Source organism: Streptomyces canus (genome assembly GCF_030816965.1).
GTDB classification, from domain to species: domain Bacteria; phylum Actinomycetota; class Actinomycetes; order Streptomycetales; family Streptomycetaceae; genus Streptomyces; species Streptomyces canus_E.
Genome location: NZ_JAUSYQ010000002.1, coordinates 6,795,600 through 6,815,366, shown reverse-complemented (window position 1 = coordinate 6,815,366; position 19,767 = coordinate 6,795,600). Strand labels below are relative to the sequence as shown.

General features: G+C 70.6%; 16 protein-coding genes and 1 pseudogene. 10 read left to right on the top strand and 7 right to left on the bottom strand.

Annotated features, from left to right (window positions below):
• Nucleotides 1–117: 117 nt before the first annotated feature.
• Nucleotides 118–945, top strand: a complete 828-nt coding sequence (locus QF027_RS32455; RefSeq protein ID WP_306976400.1) for a lysozyme — start codon at nt 118–120, stop codon at nt 943–945.
• A 101-nt stretch (nt 946–1,046) separates the two neighbouring features.
• Here QF027_RS32455 and lon read toward each other — a convergent pair whose 3' ends face one another.
• Nucleotides 1,047–3,461 carry an endopeptidase La gene (lon, locus tag QF027_RS32450; protein WP_307078655.1) on the bottom strand — a complete coding sequence of 805 codons (2,415 nt, stop codon included), beginning with the start codon at nt 3,459–3,461 and terminating at the stop codon, nt 1,047–1,049.
• Between the two features lie 179 nt (nt 3,462–3,640).
• Here lon and QF027_RS32445 point away from each other — a divergent pair, with 179 nt between their 5' ends.
• Entirely contained in the window at nt 3,641–4,297 is a 657-nt protein-coding gene (locus QF027_RS32445) for a GNAT family N-acetyltransferase (protein ID WP_307078653.1), read from the top strand.
• 493 nt (nt 4,298–4,790) lie between these two features.
• On the opposite strand, the gene QF027_RS32440 is transcribed toward QF027_RS32445, so the two are convergent.
• Complete coding sequence (locus tag QF027_RS32440) at nt 4,791–5,096, bottom strand: hypothetical protein (RefSeq protein WP_307078649.1); 306 nt, start codon at nt 5,094–5,096, stop codon at nt 4,791–4,793.
• 339 nt (nt 5,097–5,435) lie between these two features.
• Here QF027_RS32440 and QF027_RS32435 point away from each other — a divergent pair, with 339 nt between their 5' ends.
• The gene (locus tag QF027_RS32435) at nt 5,436–6,236 is read left to right on the top strand and encodes a GNAT family N-acetyltransferase (protein ID WP_307078647.1); all 801 of its coding nucleotides are present in this window, start codon (nt 5,436–5,438) and stop codon (nt 6,234–6,236) included.
• Nucleotides 6,237–6,258: 22 nt separating this feature from the next.
• On the opposite strand, the gene QF027_RS32430 is transcribed toward QF027_RS32435, so the two are convergent.
• Nucleotides 6,259–7,023, bottom strand: a complete 765-nt coding sequence (locus QF027_RS32430; RefSeq protein WP_373432444.1) for a rhomboid-like protein — start codon at nt 7,021–7,023, stop codon at nt 6,259–6,261.
• 247 nt (nt 7,024–7,270) lie between these two features.
• Here QF027_RS32430 and QF027_RS32425 point away from each other — a divergent pair, with 247 nt between their 5' ends.
• From QF027_RS32425 to QF027_RS32410, 4 genes and pseudogenes are all read left to right on the top strand, one after another.
• Nucleotides 7,271–7,948: a spermidine synthase gene (locus QF027_RS32425; RefSeq protein ID WP_307078643.1), complete on the top strand. Its 678-nt coding sequence runs from the start codon at nt 7,271–7,273 to the stop codon at nt 7,946–7,948.
• 123 nt (nt 7,949–8,071) lie between these two features.
• Nucleotides 8,072–8,809 (top strand): response regulator transcription factor, encoded by a 738-nt coding sequence (locus tag QF027_RS32420; RefSeq protein WP_057612257.1) that lies wholly within the window; start codon nt 8,072–8,074, stop codon nt 8,807–8,809.
• Entirely contained in the window at nt 8,806–9,912 is a 1,107-nt protein-coding gene (locus tag QF027_RS32415) for a HAMP domain-containing sensor histidine kinase (protein WP_306976414.1), read from the top strand. Before QF027_RS32420 ends, QF027_RS32415 begins: the two co-directional genes overlap by 4 nt.
• Before the next feature lie 294 nt (nt 9,913–10,206).
• Nucleotides 10,207–14,026: pseudogene (locus QF027_RS32410) on the top strand (multifunctional oxoglutarate decarboxylase/oxoglutarate dehydrogenase thiamine pyrophosphate-binding subunit/dihydrolipoyllysine-residue succinyltransferase subunit).
• Between the two features lie 62 nt (nt 14,027–14,088).
• On the opposite strand, the gene QF027_RS32405 reads toward QF027_RS32410, so the two are convergent.
• Nucleotides 14,089–15,498: a hypothetical protein gene (locus tag QF027_RS32405; protein ID WP_307078641.1), complete on the bottom strand. Its 1,410-nt coding sequence runs from the start codon at nt 15,496–15,498 to the stop codon at nt 14,089–14,091.
• A 40-nt stretch (nt 15,499–15,538) separates the two neighbouring features.
• On the opposite strand from QF027_RS32405, the gene QF027_RS32400 reads away from it, so the two are divergent.
• Nucleotides 15,539–15,718, top strand: coding sequence for a DUF6104 family protein (locus QF027_RS32400; RefSeq protein ID WP_003992906.1), 180 nt, complete (start codon nt 15,539–15,541; stop codon nt 15,716–15,718).
• A gap of 73 nt (nt 15,719–15,791) precedes the next feature.
• Here the strand turns inward: QF027_RS32400 and QF027_RS32395 are convergent, their stop codons facing one another.
• Nucleotides 15,792–16,637 (bottom strand): hypothetical protein, encoded by an 846-nt coding sequence (locus QF027_RS32395; RefSeq protein WP_306976418.1) that lies wholly within the window; start codon nt 16,635–16,637, stop codon nt 15,792–15,794.
• A 145-nt stretch (nt 16,638–16,782) separates the two neighbouring features.
• Here QF027_RS32395 and QF027_RS32390 point away from each other — a divergent pair, with 145 nt between their 5' ends.
• Together QF027_RS32390 and QF027_RS32385 are read left to right on the top strand one after the other, a co-directional pair.
• Nucleotides 16,783–17,817, top strand: a complete 1,035-nt coding sequence (locus QF027_RS32390) for a DUF4097 family beta strand repeat-containing protein (RefSeq protein WP_307078639.1) — start codon at nt 16,783–16,785, stop codon at nt 17,815–17,817.
• Nucleotide 17,818: 1 nt separating this feature from the next.
• Entirely contained in the window at nt 17,819–18,895 is a 1,077-nt protein-coding gene (locus tag QF027_RS32385) for a PadR family transcriptional regulator (protein ID WP_307078637.1), read from the top strand.
• 45 nt (nt 18,896–18,940) lie between these two features.
• On the opposite strand, the gene QF027_RS32380 is transcribed toward QF027_RS32385, so the two are convergent.
• Both QF027_RS32380 and QF027_RS32375 read right to left on the bottom strand, forming a co-directional pair.
• Nucleotides 18,941–19,504, bottom strand: coding sequence for a Clp protease N-terminal domain-containing protein (locus tag QF027_RS32380; protein ID WP_306976424.1), 564 nt, complete (start codon nt 19,502–19,504; stop codon nt 18,941–18,943).
• Entirely contained in the window at nt 19,504–19,713 is a 210-nt protein-coding gene (locus tag QF027_RS32375) for a helix-turn-helix domain-containing protein (RefSeq protein WP_013000766.1), read from the bottom strand. Before QF027_RS32375 ends, QF027_RS32380 begins: the two co-directional genes overlap by 1 nt.
• Nucleotides 19,714–19,767: the final 54 nt, after the last annotated feature.

The following is a 19,767-nucleotide window of genomic DNA, read 5'->3' as shown; positions in this document are numbered from 1 at the left end:
CCACCCTCGTCGTCGTAGCAAGCGTCACCGCCGAGCAGCGGCTGGCATGCTCACGCCAGCCCGCACGGCCCACCCGTATTCCCCAACCGAGCATCACCGAGCCTTCGGAGGCACGCCATGCCCGTGCACAGACCCGGACCGATACGTCCCCCACGCCTCTTCCTCGTCGCACTCCTGCTCACCGCGTTCTCCTTGCTCCACCCGGCCGCCGCCTCGGCCGCCGAAACCCCCACCGCCACCCCGGCCCGCGGCTCCGCCCACATGGGAATGGGCGTCGTAGCGCATGACGGCCAGGGCGCCCTGCCCGCCGGCACCCGCGCCACCCAGGCGGAGGGCGTCGACGTCGCCAGCTACCAGGGCAACGTCTCCTGGTCGACCCTGTGGAACAGCGGGGTGCGCTGGGCGTACACCAAGGCGAGCGAGGGGACGTACTACAGGAACTCCTACTTCAGCCAGCAGTACACCGGCTCCTACGACGTCGGCATGATCCGCGGCGCCTATCACTTCGCCACCCCGGACACCAGCAGCGGCGCGACGCAGGCCGACTACTTCGTCGACAACGGCGGCGGCTGGTACGGGGACGGCAGGACACTGCCCGGCACCCTCGACATCGAGTGGAACCCGTACGGCGACGCGTGCTTCGGCAAGTCGCAGAGCGCGATGGTCACCTGGATCCGCGACTTCCTGAACCAGTACAAGGCGCGCACCGGCCGCAACGCCGTCATCTACACGGCCACCAACTGGTGGACCCAGTGCACCGGAAACTACGGCGGCTTCTCCGCCAACCCGCTGTGGATCGCCCGGTACGCCTCGACGGCGGGCACCCTCCCGGCCGGCTGGAGCTCGTACACCATGTGGCAGTACACCTCCTCCGGCCCGACGGTCGGCGACCACGACCGGTTCAACGGCGCCCTGGACCGCGTACAGGCGCTCGCCGGCGGCTGACCCACCCCGGCGTACGGCGAAGGCCCGGGCCTCCCTCACGAGAACCCGGGCCTTCACCTCATCCGGCAGCCGCGGGCCGAGCCCGCTGACGGACTACGGCGTCACGCCGCCACCGGAACCTCCGGCGTGGCCCCGTTGGTCGCCGGGGACAGCGCCAGCTCCAGGACCTGGCGGACGTCGGTGACGGCGTGGACGTCGAGCTTGTCCAGCACCTCCGCCGGGACGTCGTCCAGGTCGGCCTCGTTGCGCTTGGGGATGATGACGGTCGTCACCCCGGCGCGGTGCGCGGCGAGCAGCTTCTGCTTCACGCCGCCGATCGGGAGAACCCGGCCGGTCAGCGAGACCTCGCCCGTCATCGCCACGTCCGTGCGGACCAGGCGGCCGGAGAGCAGCGAGGCCAGCGCCGTCGTCATGGTGACGCCCGCGCTCGGGCCGTCCTTCGGGACCGCGCCCGCCGGGAAGTGGATGTGCACGCCCCGGTCCTTCAGGTCGCCGACCGGCAGTTCGAGCTCCGCGCCGCGCGACCGCAGGAAGCTCAGCGCGATCTGCGCGCTCTCCTTCATCACGTCACCCAGCTGGCCGGTCAGCGTCAGACCCGCCGCGCCCGTCTCCGGGTCGGCCAGCGACGCCTCGACGAACAGCACGTCTCCGCCCGCTCCGGTGACCGCGAGTCCGGTCGCCACCCCGGGGACCGCCGTACGGCGCTCCGCCGGGTCCTGGGCCGACTCGGGCACGTGGTGCGGCCGGCCGATCAGACCGCGCAGCTCCTCGGCCGTGACGGTGAACGGCAGCTCCCGTTCGCCCAGTTCGTGCTGGGCCGCCACCTTGCGCAGCAGCCTGGCGACGGACCGCTCCAGGGTGCGGACGCCCGCCTCGCGGGTGTACTCGCCGGCGAGCTTGCGCAGCGCGCTCTCGTCGATGACGACCTCGTCCTTGGCGAGCCCCGCCCGCTCCAGCTGGCGCGGGAGCAGGTGATCACGGGCGATGACGATCTTCTCGTCCTCGGTGTACCCGTCGAGCCGGACCAGCTCCATCCGGTCGAGCAGCGCCTCCGGGATGGCCTCCAGCACGTTGGCCGTGGCGAGGAAGACGACGTCCGACAGATCGAGCTCGACCTCCAGGTAGTGGTCGCGGAAGGTGTGGTTCTGCGCCGGGTCCAGGACCTCCAGGAGGGCCGCCGCGGGGTCGCCGCGGAAGTCGGAGCCCACCTTGTCGATCTCGTCGAGCAGGACCACCGGGTTCATCGACCCGGCCTCCTTGATCGCCCGCACGATCCGGCCGGGCAGCGCGCCGACGTACGTCCGCCGGTGACCGCGGATCTCCGCCTCGTCCCGTACGCCACCGAGGGCGACGCGGACGAACTTGCGGCCCATGGCGTGGGCCACGGACTCGCCCAGCGACGTCTTGCCGACACCGGGCGGGCCGACGAGCGCCAGGACGGCACCGCCGCGCCGGCCGCCGACGACCCCGAGACCCCGCTCGCTGCGGCGCTTGCGCACCGCCAGGTACTCGGTGATCCGCTCCTTCACGTCGTCGAGGCCCGCGTGCTCGGCGTCGAGGATCTCCTTGGCGCCCTGGATGTCGTACTGGTCCTCGGTCCGTTCGTTCCACGGCAGTTCGAGGACCGTGTCCAGCCAGGTCCGGATCCAGGAGCCCTCCGGGGACTGGTCGCTGGACCGCTCCAGCTTGTCGACCTCCTTGAGGGCGGCTTCCCGCACCTTCTCGGGCAGGTCGGCCGCCTCCACGCGGGCGCGGTAGTCGTCGGACTCCTCGCCCTCCTGCTCGCCGTTGAGCTCCCGCAGTTCCTTGCGTACGGCTTCCAGCTGACGGCGGAGCAGGAACTCCCGCTGCTGCTTGTCGACGCCCTCCTGGACGTCCTTGGCGATGGTCTCGGCGACGTCCTGCTCGGCGAGGTGGTCGCGGAGTTGCTGGGTGGCGAGCTTGAGGCGGGTGACCGGGTCCGCGGTCTCCAGCAGTTCGACCTTCTGCTCGGTGGTCAGGAAGGGCGAGTAACCGGAGTTGTCGGCAAGGGTGGAGACGTCGTCGATGGCCTGCACCCGGTCGACGACCTGCCAGGCGCCGCGCTTGCGCAGCCAGGCGGTGGCGAGGGCCTTGTACTCCTTGACCAGTTCGGTGACGTGACCGGGCAGCGGTTCGGGGACGGTCTGGTCGACCGTGGTCCCCTCGACCCACAGGGCGGCGCCCGGGCCGGTGGTCCCCGCACCGATCTTCACCCTGCTCCGGCCGCGGATGAGCGCGCCCGGGTCGCCGTCGGCCAGTCGGCCGACCTGCTCGATGGTGCCGAGCACACCGGTGGCGGCGTATTCGCCGTCGATGCGTGGCACCAGAAGGACCTTCGGCTTTCCGGGTTCCGAGCGGGCGGCGGCCTGGGCGGCCTCCACCGCGGCGCGGACGTCGGTGTCGTTCAGGTCCAGCGGAACCACCATTCCGGGCAGCACGACTTCGTCTTCGAGCGGCAGCACGGGCAGGGTGAGCGGTGTGGACGTCGAAGCCATGATCTCCCCTTAGGCAGTCAAGTTGAGCTATGCCGACTCAATGCACAGGCGCCTTCGAATGTTCCCCACCCACTTGCCTGTTCGCTGTCGGCGATCACGGCTGCCGGAATCCGCAGATCGGGACCTATTGTCATTCAGTAATAGACACATGCCGCGAATGACCATTACAGGGGGATGTCATGGACGGAGTCGTACAGGCGTGGGTGACCGGCTGGGTCGTGTCCCGGGGGGCAGCGGCGCCGGAGCGTGAGCCCTGGGGATTCACCGTCGACGTGGGGCAGGTCGCGCAGGTGTCGCGGCACGTGTTCGAGGCGCTGGGCGACGACGTGGACGAAGAGGTCGTGCGCAAGGTGGTGGGCGGGGTGACGGGGGCCGGGGTGTGGCTCAAGGTGTTCCAGGACCCGGAGGTGGTCGGGCCCTGGCTGGACGAGGGCTGGTGGGTGGACCCCGAGCAGGGTTACCTGATGACGGTCCCGCTGACGGCGCCGGCGCAACGGACCGCCGCCCCCGACGGATACCGGCTGCGCACCTGGTCCGTCGGCGGCGTCACCCGCGTACTCGTCGCCGCGCCCGACGGGTCCCTCGCGGCGCGCGGTCAGGTCGCCCCGACCGGCGCGACCGCCGTCTTCGACCAGATCGAGACCGTGCCCGCCCATCGGCGCCGGGGGCTGGGCGGCGTCGTCATGCGCACACTCCAGGCCGTGGCGGCCGACACGGGTGCCGAGACCGGCGTCCTCGCGGGAACGCCGGCGGGGCGGGGGCTGTACGAGTCTCTGGGCTGGCATGTGGAAGCTCCGCTCACCAGTGCGAAGTTCGTGGGACCGGACGCCGGGTGACCGTCCGTCGCCGCCGGCGGAACACCCGGAGGCGGCTCGGGACGGCTTCTGTCATGCTGCGCCGGTGATCGCCCCGATACCTCCGGTGGTTCCCGCCGGCCGCATGGCGGACAACACCCAGCCGATCCTCGCTCTTCCCGGCGGCCTGGAGCTCCACCGTTCCTGTGGACTGAGCGGGAGTGAGTCCGTTCAGCCGCGCGCCCCGAACGGTCTTGGGCGAGCTGGTCCCCGGCGTACTCGACCCCGGGGCGGCGACACGCATCCTGTGCGCGGTCCGAGCCCGGGAGGCCAGTTCCCTGTGCGACCTGTCAGGTCGGTACGGCCAGAGGCGACGGGGAGGCCCTGAACCATCCTCTGGTGGAGCAGGGGCCCCGCACGCTGACGCCGTACCCGGTGTCCCAGGCCGCACGACCACGCTAGCCCAAACAGACCAGGGCGCCGCAAGCCCGTCAGCGGACGATCACACGATCGAGCTCATGCGGCCTGGTGCGCACTACCTGGTGAGCAGCACCAACCCCTTGTTCACGACGGACGCCGGTGCCCTGGTGGCCGCGAGCCACGATCCGGGCATCAGTGGGTGGAACCAGCTGCCGACGCTGACCGAGGACGAGGCACGCACGCGTGTCGGGCGGATGAGGGCGCGGTGAGAGAGGGAGACGGCGGCGGTGTGGGCGGTTGCGCGGGCCAAGGGGCGGGCGTCCTGACGAGCACCGGCATCGGCCTCGCCGCCGGTACGCGGGTCGATCACGCCCAGAACGCCGGCCCCGGCGACCTCCTCGGTCTCGCCGCCCTGGATCAACGTCGACCTCGACCGGGGCCACGCCGAGATCGCCTACTGGGCGCTGCCCGCCGGCCGCGGCACCGTCATCGCAGTCGAGGCCGCCCGTCGGCCGACCGACTGGGCATTGCACGATCTCGGCCTGCACCGCCTGTCCTCTGCCGCGCCGCCGCCAACTCCTGCCGGACGGCGGAGAAGGCCGGCTTGCGGCTGGAGGGCAGGGCATCATGCGCCACGCCCCCTGCACGGGGACGGCCGGCACGACCAGCACCTCCACACGCGCGTGCGGGGCGACGACCAGAACGACCGAGACGACCGAGACCACCGAGACCACCGAGACGACCGGGGGAACGAACGACCATGACCACCGCAGACATACAGCCCCTCCTCTCCGCCTACGACGACCAGATGCGCGGCGCTCCCCCGACTGCGCCCGCGGGGGTGACGTACGAGCAGGACGGACCGCTGCTCAGGATCGTCGGCCAGTTCCGGGGGTTCGTGAGCGGGCCGCGCGACCTCGGCGTCGACGGCGGCGCGCTCGACGAACTCATCACGCGGCAACGTGACTTCTTCGCGGCTCGCGGCGAGGCCGTCGAATGGAAGACCCGCTCCCACGACACCCCGGCCGAACTCACCGAACGACTCCGCGCGGCCGGTTTCGTGCCCGAGGAGCGGGAGACGGTACTGGTCGGCCGGGCCGCCGAGATGGCCGTACAACAGCCCACGCCGCCGGAAGGCGTCACCGTGCGCCGCGTCACGGCGGACGCGGACATGCGCCGGATCGCCGCGATGGAGTCGGCGGTCTGGGGCCAGGACTCGAGCTGGCTCGCCGACGACCTGATCGGCAGGGTGGCCACCGCACCGGACGACATCGCCGTGTACGTCGCCGAGGCGGACGGCGAAGTGGTGTGCGCCGCCTGGCTGGTGTTCCGCACGGGCACGGGGTTCGCGAGTCTGTGGGGCGGATCCACGCTCGCCGAGTGGCGGGGCAGGGGCATCTACCGCGCCCTGGTCGCCGTACGCGCCGCTCTCGCCGTCTCCCGCGGAGTCACCTATCTGCACGTGGATGCGTCCGACGACAGCGCGCCCATCCTGCGCAGGCTGGGCATGCACGCGGTGACCACGACGACGCCGTACGTCTGGACGCCCCCGGCCCGCTGACACCGCACGCACCAGACCCCGCTCACCCGCGCTGATCAGGCACCGTTGCTTGAAGTTGACGTGCGCGGTGCCACCGGCGTGCCGCAGGCCAGGTCGCGACGCCGATCGTCAGGGCGATCAGGTGGCCCCAGTCGGTCATCGGGTCGGTGAACGCGATCAGGTCCCTCACCAGCATCCAGCCGAACAGGGCGAGCAACGGCCGGCGCAGCCACGGCCCGAGCAGCCCGGCCAGCGCGCCGAGGCTCGCGGCGACGCCGAAACTGACTCCGTAGTCGAGACGGTGCAGTGAGCTGGCGGGCAGATGCCCGACCAGGACCGCGAGTCCTATGGGGACCTCCGTGGCGAGGGTCGCCCCGACATGCCCGAGCAGGAAGACACCGGCCGTGCGCACCCCACCGATCCGCCGCTCCAGCGCGGTGAGGACGAACAGCAGGGCGACGGCGTACGGCGAGAGGATCCCGCCCGCGATCCACAACGCACTGGCGACCAGCACCAGTACGGGCGTCCGTACGAGGTGGGCGACATCGGTGCTGGAGCCCTGGTGCAGGGTGTGCACGAGGGCGGGGTCCAGATGCGCGGCGACCAGCGAGACGACGGCCAGGAGGGCGCCGTAGACGAAGGTGAAGGGGGTCCCGGCGGGGGTGGGGAACAGCCGCCGGAGGCGGGGGACACGGAGCCGGGTGTCCGGGGCGGCCGTTGCCAGGGGGGCCACTGCCACCGGTGTCTCGGCGGCACCCGTCCCGCCCCGTTCCCGCTGCCGGGGCATCCCGTCGAGCAGTCCCGCCACATCCGGAAAGCACGCGTCCGAAGCAGGAGCGGCCGACACGGGGGCGGCCGATGCGGGTGCAGCCGGTGCGGGCGCGTCCGAAGGAGCTGCAGGCACGGTCCGTTCCAAGGTGGGCTGCTCCTTCCGTTTCACCCCAGCCTTCGCGCTCGACCCACCCGCTGTCTGTGACCTGCGCCACCTCGCCCCTCATTCACAGGGACTTCTCAAAAAGTCCCGGTCCGGACGCCGTACCTGCCAGGATGGGCCGATGCCCACCTCGTACGACATTCCCGAAGTCCTGGACCGTCGCGAGGGCCCCTACGGAGAGGTGGTCCTGCGGCGCCAGGGCGAGTTGCTCCAGATCATCGCCAACGGCTGCTTCCTGATGGACACCTCCGACGGACGCTCGGAGCGGATGCTCGTCGACGCGGCGCTCGACGCCCTCGACGACCGTCCCGCCCCGCACGTCCTCATCGGCGGCCTCGGCGTCGGCTTCTCGCTCGCACATGCGGCCGCGAACCCGCGCTGGGGGCGGATCACGGTCGTCGAGCGGGAACCGGCGATCGTCGACTGGCACCGCACGGGCCCGCTCTCGGCACTGTCGGCCGAGGCACTCGCCGATCCCCGGACGAAGATTCTGGAAACGGATCTAGTCGGATTCGTCAATGAGACATGCGCCACTTTTGACGCGCTGTGCCTCGACATCGACAACGGCCCCGACTGGACGGTAACGGAGGGCAACGGCGGACTCTACGCGCGTGCCGGACTCACAAGTTGCGCAAGGGTGTTGAAGCCGGGCGGGGTACTGGCCGTGTGGTCCGCGAAACCCTCTGCGGAATTTGAGGGATCCCTAGCAAATGCCGGGTTCCAGCAGGTACGTACCGAGGAGATCCCCGTTGCCCGGGGCGTACCCGACGTCGTGCATCTCGCCGTCCGACCTGGATAGCAAAGGGGTGATGACTCCCCGTACTCTGCTTCCCTACGCCGATCATTCAAGCGTCAATCGCAGTCATGCGCAGACAAGGAATCACCCCACATGGTTCCGGAAAGCACTCCCCAGGGGCGGGCGATGGAGCAGACACACACCTCCCACAACGGCACGACGGCTACACCGGGCGCTCAGCGCCGGGTTCTGGTCGTCGAGGACGATCCGACGATTGTCGACGCCATCGCGACCCGCCTGCGCGCCGAGGGATTCCTCGTGCAAACGGCGGTCGACGGTCCGTCGGCGGTGGACACGGCAGAGGCCTGGCAGCCGGACCTGCTGATCCTCGACATCATGCTGCCCGGCTTCGACGGTCTCGAGGTCTGCCGCCGTGTGCAGGCCGCCCGTCCGGTGCCGGTGATGATGCTCACCGCGCGGGACGACGAGACCGACATGCTGGTCGGGCTCGGCGTCGGTGCCGACGACTACATGACCAAGCCGTTCTCGATGCGTGAGCTGGCCGCGCGCGTGCATGTCCTGCTGCGGCGGGTCGAGCGGGCCGCACTGGCCGCCGCGACGCCCCGGTCCGGCATTCTCCGGCTCGGCGAGCTGGAGATCGACCACGCGCAGCGCCGGGTGCGGGTGCGCTCGGAGGACGTACACCTGACGCCCACCGAGTTCGACCTCCTGGTGTGCCTGGCGAACACCCCGCGCGCGGTGCTCTCCCGTGAGCAGCTGCTGGCCGAGGTGTGGGACTGGGCGGACGCCTCCGGCACCCGCACGGTCGACAGCCACATCAAGGCGCTGCGCCGGAAGATCGGCGCCGAGCGGATCCGCACGGTGCACGGCGTGGGCTACGCCCTGGAGACGCCGACGCCATGAGCGAGGGTCCGGCCGGCCGGAGAAGCCCCAGGGAGCCCTGGGGCGGTGTAAGCCCGTTCTCGATCAAGACGAAGCTGGGTGTCCTGGTCGTCATCGCGGTCCTCATCACCACCGGGCTGATGATGATCGCGATGCGCACGGCGACGGAGCTGCGCTTCATCACGGTCTTCTCGATGATCGCCACACTGCTCATTACGCAGTTCGTGGCGCATTCGCTCACCGCGCCGCTGGACGACATGAACGCGGTCGCCCGGTCCATCTCGCACGGCGACTACACCCGCCGGGTACGCGAGAACCGGCGGGACGAGCTGGGCGACCTGGCCCAGACGATCAACCGCATGGCGGACGACCTGGAGGCCCAGGAACGCCAGCGCAAGGAACTTGTGGCAAATGTCTCCCATGAGCTGCGCACGCCCATCGCGGGCCTGCGCGCGGTGCTGGAGAACATCGTCGACGGGGTCACCCAGGCCGACCCCGAGACCATGCGCACGGCCCTGAAGCAGACCGAGCGGCTCGGCCGGCTGGTGGAGACGCTGCTGGACCTGTCCCGGCTCGACAACGGCGTCGTACCGCTGAAGAAGCGCCGTTTCGAGGTGTGGCCGTATCTGTCGGGCGTGCTGAAGGAGGCCAACATGGTCGCCACGGCACGCGCGGGCATCGCGTCCGGGTCCGGCAGTCACACCCGCAACGACGTCCATCTGCACCTCGACGTGTCCCCGCCGGAGCTCACCGCGCACGCCGACCCGGAGCGCATCCACCAGGTCGTCGCCAACCTCATCGACAACGCGGTCAAGCACAGCCCGGCGCACGGCCGGGTGACGGTCAAGGCGCGGCGCGGTTCCCTGCCGGAGTCGCTCGAGCTGGAGGTGCTCGACGAGGGCCCCGGCATTCCGCGCTCGGAGTGGCACCGCGTCTTCGAGCGGTTCAACCGCGGCCAGGTCAGGCGGCCGCACGGGCCGGGCAGTGACGGCGGCACCGGACTCGGGCTCGCGATCGCCCGCTGGGCGGTGGATCTGCACGGCGGCCGGATCGGAGTGGCCGAATCCGATCGGGGCTGCAGGATCCTTGTCACCCTTCCAGGCCTTCCATCTCTGCCAAGTTGACGTAAAGTTCGAAGCGGAGCCACAAGATCCATCTCCGTTCCGCGCCGACGGACACGTGTGATCAGGCAGAGGGCCGCGCCACCGTCGCGCAGGGCCCCGCTCGGCGCTTCCCTCACGTGGATCCACGCGGCAGAACCACGCTTGTTTCCCGCCATTTCCACCCCCGAAACCCGCTCTTTGATGTGACTTACACGACGATGGACCGGCCCGGCCTGACCTTCCCGGTCCAGGGGGCGTAGCCTTTATTTCCGCTGTCCATCACCTTGTGAGAAGCGGAAGAGGGCGGTTGCCGCCGTGTCGCCACAGTCCCCCAGTAACTCGAGCATCTCGACCGACGCAGACCAAGCGGGCAAGAACCCCGCTGCCGCGTTCGGGCCGAACGAGTGGCTCGTCGACGAGATCTATCAGCAGTACCTCCAGGACCCGAATTCAGTAGACCGTGCCTGGTGGGACTTCTTCGCCGACTACAAGTCGGGGGCTGCCGCTCCGGCTGCGGCAGGTACCGCGGCCGCGGGGGCCGCGGAGACCACCACTGCGGCCGCGGCCGCACCGGCCCCCACCGCTCCGGCTCAGGCCGCCGCGCCGGCCCCGGCCGCTGCTCCGGCCGCGAAGCCGGCCGCTGCGGCTCCGGCCCCCGCCAAGGCAGCTCCGGCCGCCGCTCCGGCTCAGGCCGCTCCGGCTGCCAAGCCGGCCGCTGCCAAGCCCGCCGCCGCGAAGCCCGCCACCGCGGGTTCTTCCGCGGAGGGCCCGGAGATGGTGACCCTGCGCGGTCCCGCCGCCGCGGTCGCGAAGAACATGAACGCCTCCCTGGAGCTGCCCACGGCCACGTCCGTGCGCGCGGTCCCGGTGAAGCTGCTCTTCGACAACCGCATCGTCATCAACAACCATCTGAAGCGGGCCCGGGGCGGGAAGATCTCCTTCACGCACCTGATCGGCTACGCGATGGTGCAGGCCATCAAGGCCATGCCGTCGATGAACTGGCACTACGCGGAGAAGGACGGGAAGCCCACCCTCGTCAAGCCGCCGCACGTCAACTTCGGCCTCGCCATCGACCTGGTGAAGCCCAACGGCGACCGCCAGCTGGTCGTCGCGGGCATCAAGAAGGCCGAGACGCTGAACTTCTTCGAGTTCTGGCAGGCCTACGAGGACATCGTCCGCCGCGCCCGTGACGGCAAGCTGACCATGGACGACTTCTCGGGTGTGACGGTCTCCCTGACGAACCCGGGCGGCCTCGGTACGGTCCACTCCGTGCCGCGTCTGATGCCCGGCCAGTCGGTCATCATGGGCGTCGGCTCCATGGACTACCCGGCGGAGTTCCAGGGCACCTCCCAGGACACCCTGAACAAGCTCGGCATCTCGAAGGTCATGACGCTCACGTCGACCTACGACCACCGGGTCATCCAGGGTGCCGCCTCCGGCGAGTTCCTGCGGATCGTCGCGAACCTCCTCCTCGGCGAGAACAACTTCTTCGACGAGATCTTCGAGGCGCTGCGCATCCCCTACGAGCCGGTCCGCTGGCTCAAGGACATCGACGCCTCGCACGACGACGACGTCACGAAGGCCGCCCGCGTCTTCGAGCTGATCCACTCCTACCGGGTCCGCGGCCACGTCATGGCCGACACCGACCCGCTGGAGTACCGCCAGCGCAAGCACCCCGACCTGGACATCACCGAGCACGGCCTCACCCTGTGGGACCTGGAGCGGGAGTTCGCGGTCGGCGGCTTCGCCGGCAAGTCCCTGATGAAGCTGCGCGACATCCTCGGTGTGCTGCGCGACTCGTACTGCCGCACCACGGGCGTCGAGTTCATGCACATCCAGGACCCGAAGCAGCGCAGGTGGATCCAGGACCGCATCGAGCGCTCACACACCAAGCCGGAGCGCGAGGAGCAGCTGCGCATCCTGCGCCGGCTGAACGCGGCGGAGGCCTTCGAGACCTTCCTGCAGACCAAGTACGTCGGCCAGAAGCGCTTCTCCCTGGAGGGCGGCGAGTCCGTCATCCCGCTGCTCGACGCGGTGCTGGACTCGGCCGCCGAGTCCCGTCTGGACGAGGTCGTCATCGGCATGGCCCACCGCGGCCGGCTGAACGTCCTGGCGAACATCGTCGGCAAGTCGTACGCGCAGATCTTCCGCGAGTTCGAGGGCAACCTCGACCCGAAGTCGATGCACGGCTCCGGCGACGTGAAGTACCACCTGGGCGCCGAGGGCACCTTCACCGGTCTGGACGGCGAGCAGATCAAGGTCTCGCTGGCCGCGAACCCTTCCCACCTGGAGACGGTCGACCCGGTCATCGAGGGCATCGTCCGCGCCAAGCAGGACATCATCAACAAGGGCGGCACGGACTTCACGGTCCTGCCGGTCGCCCTGCACGGCGACGCGGCCTTCGCGGGCCAGGGCGTGGTGGCCGAGACCCTGAACATGTCGCAGCTGCGGGGTTACCGCACCGGCGGCACGGTCCACATCGTCATCAACAACCAGGTCGGCTTCACCGCCGCCCCGGAGTCCTCCCGCTCGTCGATGTACGCGACGGACGTGGCGAGGATGATCGAGGCCCCGATCTTCCACGTGAACGGCGACGACCCGGAGGCCGTGGTCCGGGTGGCCCGCCTGGCCTTCGAGTTCCGCCAGGCGTTCAACAAGGACGTGGTGATCGACCTCATCTGCTACCGCCGCCGCGGTCACAACGAGTCGGACAACCCGGCCTTCACCCAGCCGCTGATGTACGACCTGATCGACAAGAAGCGCTCGGTGCGCAAGCTGTACACCGAGTCCCTGATCGGTCGCGGCGACATCACCCTGGAAGAGGCCGAGCAGGCCCTGCAGGACTACCAGGGGCAGCTGGAGAAGGTCTTCACCGAGGTCCGCGAGGCCGTCACGGCCCAGCCGGCCGCCGGACCGGTCTCCGACCCGCAGGCCGAGTTCCCGGTCGCCGTGAACACCGCGATCTCCTCGGAGACCGTGAAGCGGATCGCCGAGTCCCAGGTCAACATCCCCGACACCTTCAACGTCCACCCGCGTCTGCTGCCGCAGCTGCAGCGCCGGGCGTCGATGGTCGAGGACGGCACGATCGACTGGGGCATGGGCGAGACGCTGGCCGTCGGCTCCCTGCTCCTGGAGGGCACCCCGGTCCGGCTGTCCGGCCAGGACTCCCAGCGCGGCACCTTCGGCCAGCGCCACGCGGTCCTGATCGACCGGGAGACGGGCGAGGAGCACACCCCGCTCCAGTACCTCAACGAGGACCAGGCCCGCTACAACGTCTACAACTCCCTCCTGTCCGAGTACGCGGTCATGGGCTTCGAGTACGGCTACTCGCTGGCCCGCCCCGACGCGCTCGTGCTGTGGGAGGCCCAGTTCGGTGACTTCGTCAACGGCGCGCAGACGATCGTCGACGAGTACATCTCGGCGGCGGAACAGAAGTGGGGCCAGACGAGCGGTGTGACGCTGCTCCTCCCCCCACGGCTACGAGGGCCAGGGCCCTGACCACTCGTCCGCGCGTGTGGAGCGCTTCCTCCAGCTCTGCGCCCAGAACAACATGACGGTCGCGATGCCGACCCTCCCGTCGAACTACTTCCACCTCCTGCGGTGGCAGGTGCACAACCCGCACCACAAGCCGCTGGTGGTCTTCACCCCGAAGTCGATGCTGCGCCTCAAGGCCGCCGCGTCGAAGACGGAGGAGTTCACGTCGGGTCAGTTCCGCCCGGTCATCGGCGACACGTCCGTGGACGCGGCCGCGGTCCGCAGGGTCGTCTTCGTGGCGGGCAAGCTGTACTACGACCTGGAGGCCGAGCGTCAGAAGCGCGGCATCACGGACACGGCGATCATCCGCATCGAGCGTCTGTACCCGCTCCCGGGCGCCGAGCTCCAGGCGGAGATCGCCAAGTACCCGAACGCCGAGAAGTACCTCTGGGCCCAGGAAGAGCCGGCGAACCAGGGCGCGTGGCCCTTCATCGCCCTCAACCTGATCGACCACCTGGACCTGGCGGTCGGCGCGGACATCCCGCACGGCGAGCGGCTGCGGCGGATCTCGCGCCCGCACTCGTCGTCTCCGGCGGTGGGCTCGGCGAAGCGGCACCAGGCCGAGCAGGAGCAGCTGGTGCGGGAGGTGTTCGAGGCGTGAGCCTCTGAACATCCGCTCGTGAGAAGGGCCCGGTCCGCTGAGGAGGACCGGGCCCTTCGTCCTCATGGGGTCCGGGTGTCGGGTCCGTCGTAGTACACGCCCAGGTTGCAGTCCCAGGCGGCCCGCAGGTGGTGGGCGTCGGCTGCGGCGCCGGCGCGCAACCTGCGGATGGCCTCGAGGAGTTCGAGGGCGGTGGGCGACTCGGCGAGCAGGGACTCCGCTTCCTCGAAGAAGGGGGAACAGTCCCCTGCCAGCGATCTCGTGCGGTCCCACAGGATGAGCGGAAACCCCGCGAGCCGGGCGGCGTCCAGCATCTCGTGCCCGTTGTGCCGGCAGGCGACGGCCACCATGTTCGGTTCGGCGGATACCAGCTCCCCGACGGGGCTGAAGAATTCGCCTTCCAGTCGCAGGGCGCGCAGGGGGCCGCGCGCCACCGCATCCTGCCGTCTCAGACGTTCCGACGCCTGTCTCTGCCACACCGTCCCGGGCCGTACGAAGACCTGGTGCCGGGCGCCCAACCGGACCGCTCTCAACTGCCATTGCCCGACCGGCAGCTCCCACAGCAGTCCGGGCGGCAGCAGAAACCGGATCCTCGTGGTCCACCCGTCTCCGAACTCCGGCAGCCGGCCCACGAGAGCGGCGCACAGATCGGCTGTCATCTCATCCTGAGGCTGAAGAGTGGGGTACGGATGTTTTGTCCTCGTCCACTGCAATGTCCGCAGCTGCCAATTGAACTGCGTGCTCGCGCCGTTCGGGTCCGGAGCGGGGTGCGCCCGGATCTCGACGTCGATCTCGCCCATGAGGATCTCGTCGATGCGGCGCCGCTGCGCCACGTCGCGGTCCTCGGCGATCCGGTTGACCCATCCGGTCAGGGCGGCCAGTGCGGGCCGGGCACTGGCGGGCCGCAACGCCACACGGGCGCTCACGAGTGCGGCGTAGACCAGGGCCTCGTCCCGCCTCAGGCCCACACCGTCCCGCCAACTGTGTGCGGGGGTGCCCAGGACACGTACGTCGGCTAGGACACCGGCCTCGCCCGCCTCACGCGGCGGGGGCAGCTCGACGAACAGGCCGAGGAGCTCGATGTGCTGGCCCGGTGAGAGGTCACCCTCTTGGGACGGAGGGAGGTCTCCGTCGTACGGGTCCCTCTGCGCGACCAGTGTCTGCACACCGGCCCACGTCATGTTCAGGCCGCGCTGCCGCAGACGTTCCGCGTGGTGCCGGTCGTGCGCCCGTACGATGTCCTGCCACAGGTCAGCGGTCCCCGGTTCACTGCCGAGCGCCCACAACGCACCGATCCGCACCACGTGTCCGGCACCGCCGACCACACCGACGACGGCACTGTCCGGGTGTCCCAGCACCGGGCTGCCCCGGCGACCCGCCTCCCCGGGTGCCGCTGTCAGCTCGTCCGCGGTGACGCCCGACCCGGCGACCGTTGCCGAGCCCGGCCCGCGTCGCCCATTGTGCCTGGACACGCGCGCCTGGAGCGGTGGTTTCGGGACCTATCCTTGAGCCATGTACTTCACGGACCGTGGCATCGAGGAATTGGAGAAGCGGCGCGGCGAGGAGGAAGTCACCTTCGAGTGGCTCGCCGAGCAGTTGCGGACGTTCGTGGACCTCAATCCCGACTTCGAGGTGCCGGTGGAGCGACTGGCCACGTGGCTGGCCCGGTTGGACGACGAGGACGACGAATAGGGTCGTACGGCTTCCCCACCGCGGGGCACCCCTGAGGTGTCCCGCTTTTCGTGCCGGCGACCGGGCGTGCGGGTCAGTCGCGCGGGTGCGTCAGGTCGTACGACAGACCGAGCGCGCCGTGCGCCAGCAGCAGCGCCCCCGCCGTGAGCCAGCCACCGCTGCGGTGGCGCAGACCCCAGACGGCCATGGGGAGGCCTGTCGCCATCTGGGCCAGGGCGAGGGTGCGGGCCTTGGGGTCGCCGGACCAGGGGAGCCAGGGCGTGAGGCGGCGGCCCACGACGACTTCGAGTTCGCCGCGGACCGTTTCCTGCCGGCCCTCCCACTCGACCGGCCGGGCGTCCGGCCGATCCCGGGCCACCTCGCGGAGGCGGTCGGTCGGTTCCCCGGGGGCGAGGCCCGTGGGGAGATCCAGACCCACGCGCGTGAGGACCGCGAGCAGGCCGCGCAGCCGGGCGCGGGCGTCGGAGGCCGGGTCCGTTTTCGTGAGGTGGTCGAGGGACTGGACGTCCAGGACCGGGTCGAGGGCCAGGCGGGCCGCGAAGGTGCGCATGGCCTCGTCCTCGCCCGCCGGGGTGCCGTTGGCGAGCCAGACATAGCCCACAGGGCGGCGGAAGCCGGACGCGAGGGTGTAGCCGCCGCGGTCGGCGTCCCACCACAGGGCGAGAACGGGCCAGGGAGCGCCGACGGCCAGGGCGGTTGCCCAGCCGTTCATGACGCGGTCGACCGGCTCCTCACCGTGCAGCCAGGGCCTGCCTTCCGGCACGAGGACGCTCCAGCCCCGACCCGCGCGCGTGAGCAGCATCCGCTCGTGCAGCAGCCGGGCGGCGGGGGCGACGGAATCCGGCTCGGCCCGGCAGAGCAGCAGCGCGCCGGGGGCCGGGCCGGTGCGACCGGTACGGGAGGTGTCTTCCGTCGACATGGTCACACGCTAGGGCGATTCGCCGAGATTAGTCATATTTGCGACCCCGCGCCCCCAGAATGAGTGTCTTGACTTTCGACGGCCACGATATATCGTGAATTGCAGGAGACGCGATATGGCGCGTTGCTACGGGGAGGTCTGCACCATGCCCGAGTGGTCCGTGACGGAGCCCAGGAAGCTCACCTTCGACGAGCCCGTACGCGAACTCCACGTGCGCATCGTCAACGGAACGGTGAACGTGGTGGGCACGGACGAAGGTTCCGCACGCCTGGAGGTGTCCCAGATCGAGGGACCGCCTCTGGTCGTCACGCAGGAGGGCGGGACCCTCACCGTGGCCTACGAGGACCTGCCCTGGAAGGGCTTCCTCAAGTGGCTCGACCGCAAGGGCTGGCGGCGCAGCGCGGTCGTCTCGCTGGCCGTGCCGGCCGACACCCGCGTCGAGGTGGGTGTGGTCAGCGCCACGGCGGTCGTGTCGGGGGTGCGCGGCCCGTCGGTGGTGAAGGGGGTCAACGGTGACACGACCCTCGTCGGTCTCTCCGGCACCGTGCGCGCCGACACCGTCTCCGGGAACCTGGAGGCTCAGGCCGTCACCGGTGACCTGCGCTTCAACTCGGTCTCCGGGGATCTCACCGTCGTGGAAGGCTCAGGTCCGTCCGTGCGGGCCGACTCGGTCAGCGGCTCGATGATCGTGGACCTCGATCCGGAGGGCCCCACCGACGTCCGGCTGACCAGTGTCTCGGGCGAGATCGCCATCCGGCTCCCCCAGCCCGCGGACGCGGAGGTGGAGGCCAACACCGCGAGCGGGACGATCTCCAACGCCTTCGACGGCCTGCGCGTGCACGGCCAGTGGGGCGCCCACAAGGTCACGGGCCGCCTCGGCGCCGGCACCGGCAAGCTCCGCGCGACCACCGTCTCCGGCTCCATCGCCCTCCTGCGCCGCCCACCCCGGGAGGACGAGGAGGAGCCGTGGGAGACGGATCCCTTCGTGAAGGACGGTGACACGGGCGCGGGGCCGGCCGACACCGCCGACCCGGTGGACGGCGGGCACGGCGCCTCGGGGGACAATTCCCTCTCCGGCCAGGACGAGACCCCCGCCCCCGCGGACGACCCCACGGACGCCCGCGCGAACGACCCGACCCGCGCCCCGGCCGACGGCACGACCGACAAGAAGGTGCTCTGACATGCCTCCCGTCTTCGCCCACGGCCGCCTCCGTCTCTACCTGTTGAAGCTGCTGGACGAGGCCCCGCGCCACGGTTACGAGGTGATCCGGCTCCTGGAGGAGCGTTTCCAGGGCCTGTACGCCCCCTCGGCGGGCACCGTCTACCCCCGGCTGGCCAAGCTGGAGACGGAGGGCCTGGTCACCCACACCACCGAGGGCGGCCGCAAGGTGTACGCCATCACGGACGCGGGCCGCGCCGAGCTGGCCGACCGCAGCGGTGAACTTGCCGACCTGGAGCTGGAGATCCGCGACTCGGTCGCCGAGCTCGCCGCCGAGATCCGGGCCGATGTGCGCGGCGCGGCGGGTGATCTGCGGCGCGAGGTGCGGGCTGCCGCGACCCAGGCCCGCAGGGGCGGTGGCGCCAAGGAAGGCACCGGCGAACACGAAGGCCCCTTCGGGGACTTCACGGAGTACGCCGACAAGGAGGCGTGGCGCACCGCCAAGGAGGAGATGCGCCGCGTCAAGCAGGAGTGGAAGGAGCAGGCCCGGCGCGCCAAGGACGAGAGCCGCCGCGCCCGCGAGGAGGCCCAGCGGGCCCGCCGTCAGGCAAAGGAGGCCCAGGACCGGGCCCGGGAGCAGGCGCAGGAGGAGGTGCAGCGCATCGCCAAGCGCGTACAGGAGCAGGTGCAGGACCACTTCGCGCGCGGCGACTGGCCGACGGGGGTGCGCGAGGGGCTGACCGAACTGGCCAAGGAGTTCGGCGAGTTCGGGAAGGACTACAGCAAGGAGTTCGGGAAGGACTTCGGTTTCGGCCGGGGCGGCGCGAAGTCCGAGAAGGCCGAGGGGCCGTCAACCGGGCCCCAGTACTCGCACACCCCGGAGGACTTTCCCGCCGAGTACGAACCCTCCTGGGCCCACGAGGACTCCACCGGAGACCCGGCCCGCGACCTGGACCGCCTGCTCGACCGCTTCCGCGACGACATCCGCGACGCGGCCCGCGACCACGGCATCACGGCCGACCAGCTGCGCGACGCCCGCCGCCACCTGTCGACGGCGGCGGCCCACATAGGAGCACTGCTGCGAGCGCCGAAGGCGTGAGCCGGCCGGGCGCCGCCGTCTTCGACGTCGGCGCTCCCGCGGGACTCAGCCGGCCTTCTCCTCTCCCCTGCCGTAGAGGACACGCACGACCGACTCGTAGGTCACCCCGTGATCGGCGAGGACCTCCCCCGGCACCCCCGGCCTGACGGTCAGGGCCAGCAGGATGTGCTCGTCGCCGATATGACGGTCCCGCCGGGCCACGGCGATACGGAGCGCCTTCTCCAGAGTCTCCTTGGCGCCCCGCCCGAAAGAGCGCCGCCCGGCCCACCACCCCTTGTCCTTCCGGTCGCCGGACATCGCCCCGACCCCGTGCACCTCCTCGACCCGGGCGACGATCTCCGAGACGTCGATCCCGAGCCCGGCCAGCGCCTCGGCGTCCGCCTGGGACAGCCCGGCCCGCCGCCGCGCCTCAGTCAGCGCCTCTCGTACGGCGTCCCCGCGCTCGGCGAGCCCGAGAGCGGCCAGGGCGAAGGAGGCCCGACTGGCCTCCCGGTCCAGCAGCGCCAGCAACAGATGCTCGGCGTCCACGGAACCCGCCCCGGTCCCCTCGGCTTGTTCGACCGCACCCATGACCACCGCCCGGGCGTCCTTCGTGAACCGCTCGAACATCAATGCCTCCCGTACTTCTTGTGCACGGCCTGCCTGCTCACTCCGAGTTCCGCGGCGATCTCCTGCCACGACCAGCCCTGATGGCGCGCGCTGCGCACCTGCACCGACTCCAGCTGCTCCAGCAGCCTGCGCAGCGCGGCGACGGCACGCAGTCCGACCCGGGGATCGCGATCACCGGCGCGCTCGGCGAGATCCGTTGCTTCGGTCATGACGTCAACCTACGTTGACACCAGTCGCCTGTCAACCACGATTGACAAACGTTG

Bases quoted from the DNA above. Each gene is read 5' to 3' on its own strand.
- QF027_RS32455 (WP_306976400.1), top strand. From the start codon at position 118: ATGCCCGTGCACAGACCCGGACCGATACGTCCCCCACGCCTCTTCCTC.
- QF027_RS32420 (WP_057612257.1), top strand. From the start codon at position 8,072: ATGGAGCAGACACACACCTCCCACAACGGCACGACGGCTACACCGGGC.
- QF027_RS32390 (WP_307078639.1), top strand. From the start codon at position 16,783: ATGCCCGAGTGGTCCGTGACGGAGCCCAGGAAGCTCACCTTCGACGAG.
- QF027_RS32435 (WP_307078647.1), top strand. From the start codon at position 5,436: ATGACCACCGCAGACATACAGCCCCTCCTCTCCGCCTACGACGACCAG.
- QF027_RS32380 (WP_306976424.1), bottom strand. From the start codon at position 19,504: ATGTTCGAGCGGTTCACGAAGGACGCCCGGGCGGTGGTCATGGGTGCG.
- QF027_RS32375 (WP_013000766.1), bottom strand. From the start codon at position 19,713: ATGACCGAAGCAACGGATCTCGCCGAGCGCGCCGGTGATCGCGATCCC.
- QF027_RS32395 (WP_306976418.1), bottom strand. From the start codon at position 16,637: ATGTCGACGGAAGACACCTCCCGTACCGGTCGCACCGGCCCGGCCCCC.
- QF027_RS32400 (WP_003992906.1), top strand. From the start codon at position 15,539: ATGTACTTCACGGACCGTGGCATCGAGGAATTGGAGAAGCGGCGCGGC.
- QF027_RS32385 (WP_307078637.1), top strand. From the start codon at position 17,819: ATGCCTCCCGTCTTCGCCCACGGCCGCCTCCGTCTCTACCTGTTGAAG.
- QF027_RS32415 (WP_306976414.1), top strand. From the start codon at position 8,806: ATGAGCGAGGGTCCGGCCGGCCGGAGAAGCCCCAGGGAGCCCTGGGGC.
- QF027_RS32445 (WP_307078653.1), top strand. From the start codon at position 3,641: ATGGACGGAGTCGTACAGGCGTGGGTGACCGGCTGGGTCGTGTCCCGG.
- lon (WP_307078655.1), bottom strand. From the start codon at position 3,461: ATGGCTTCGACGTCCACACCGCTCACCCTGCCCGTGCTGCCGCTCGAA.
- QF027_RS32425 (WP_307078643.1), top strand. From the start codon at position 7,271: ATGCCCACCTCGTACGACATTCCCGAAGTCCTGGACCGTCGCGAGGGC.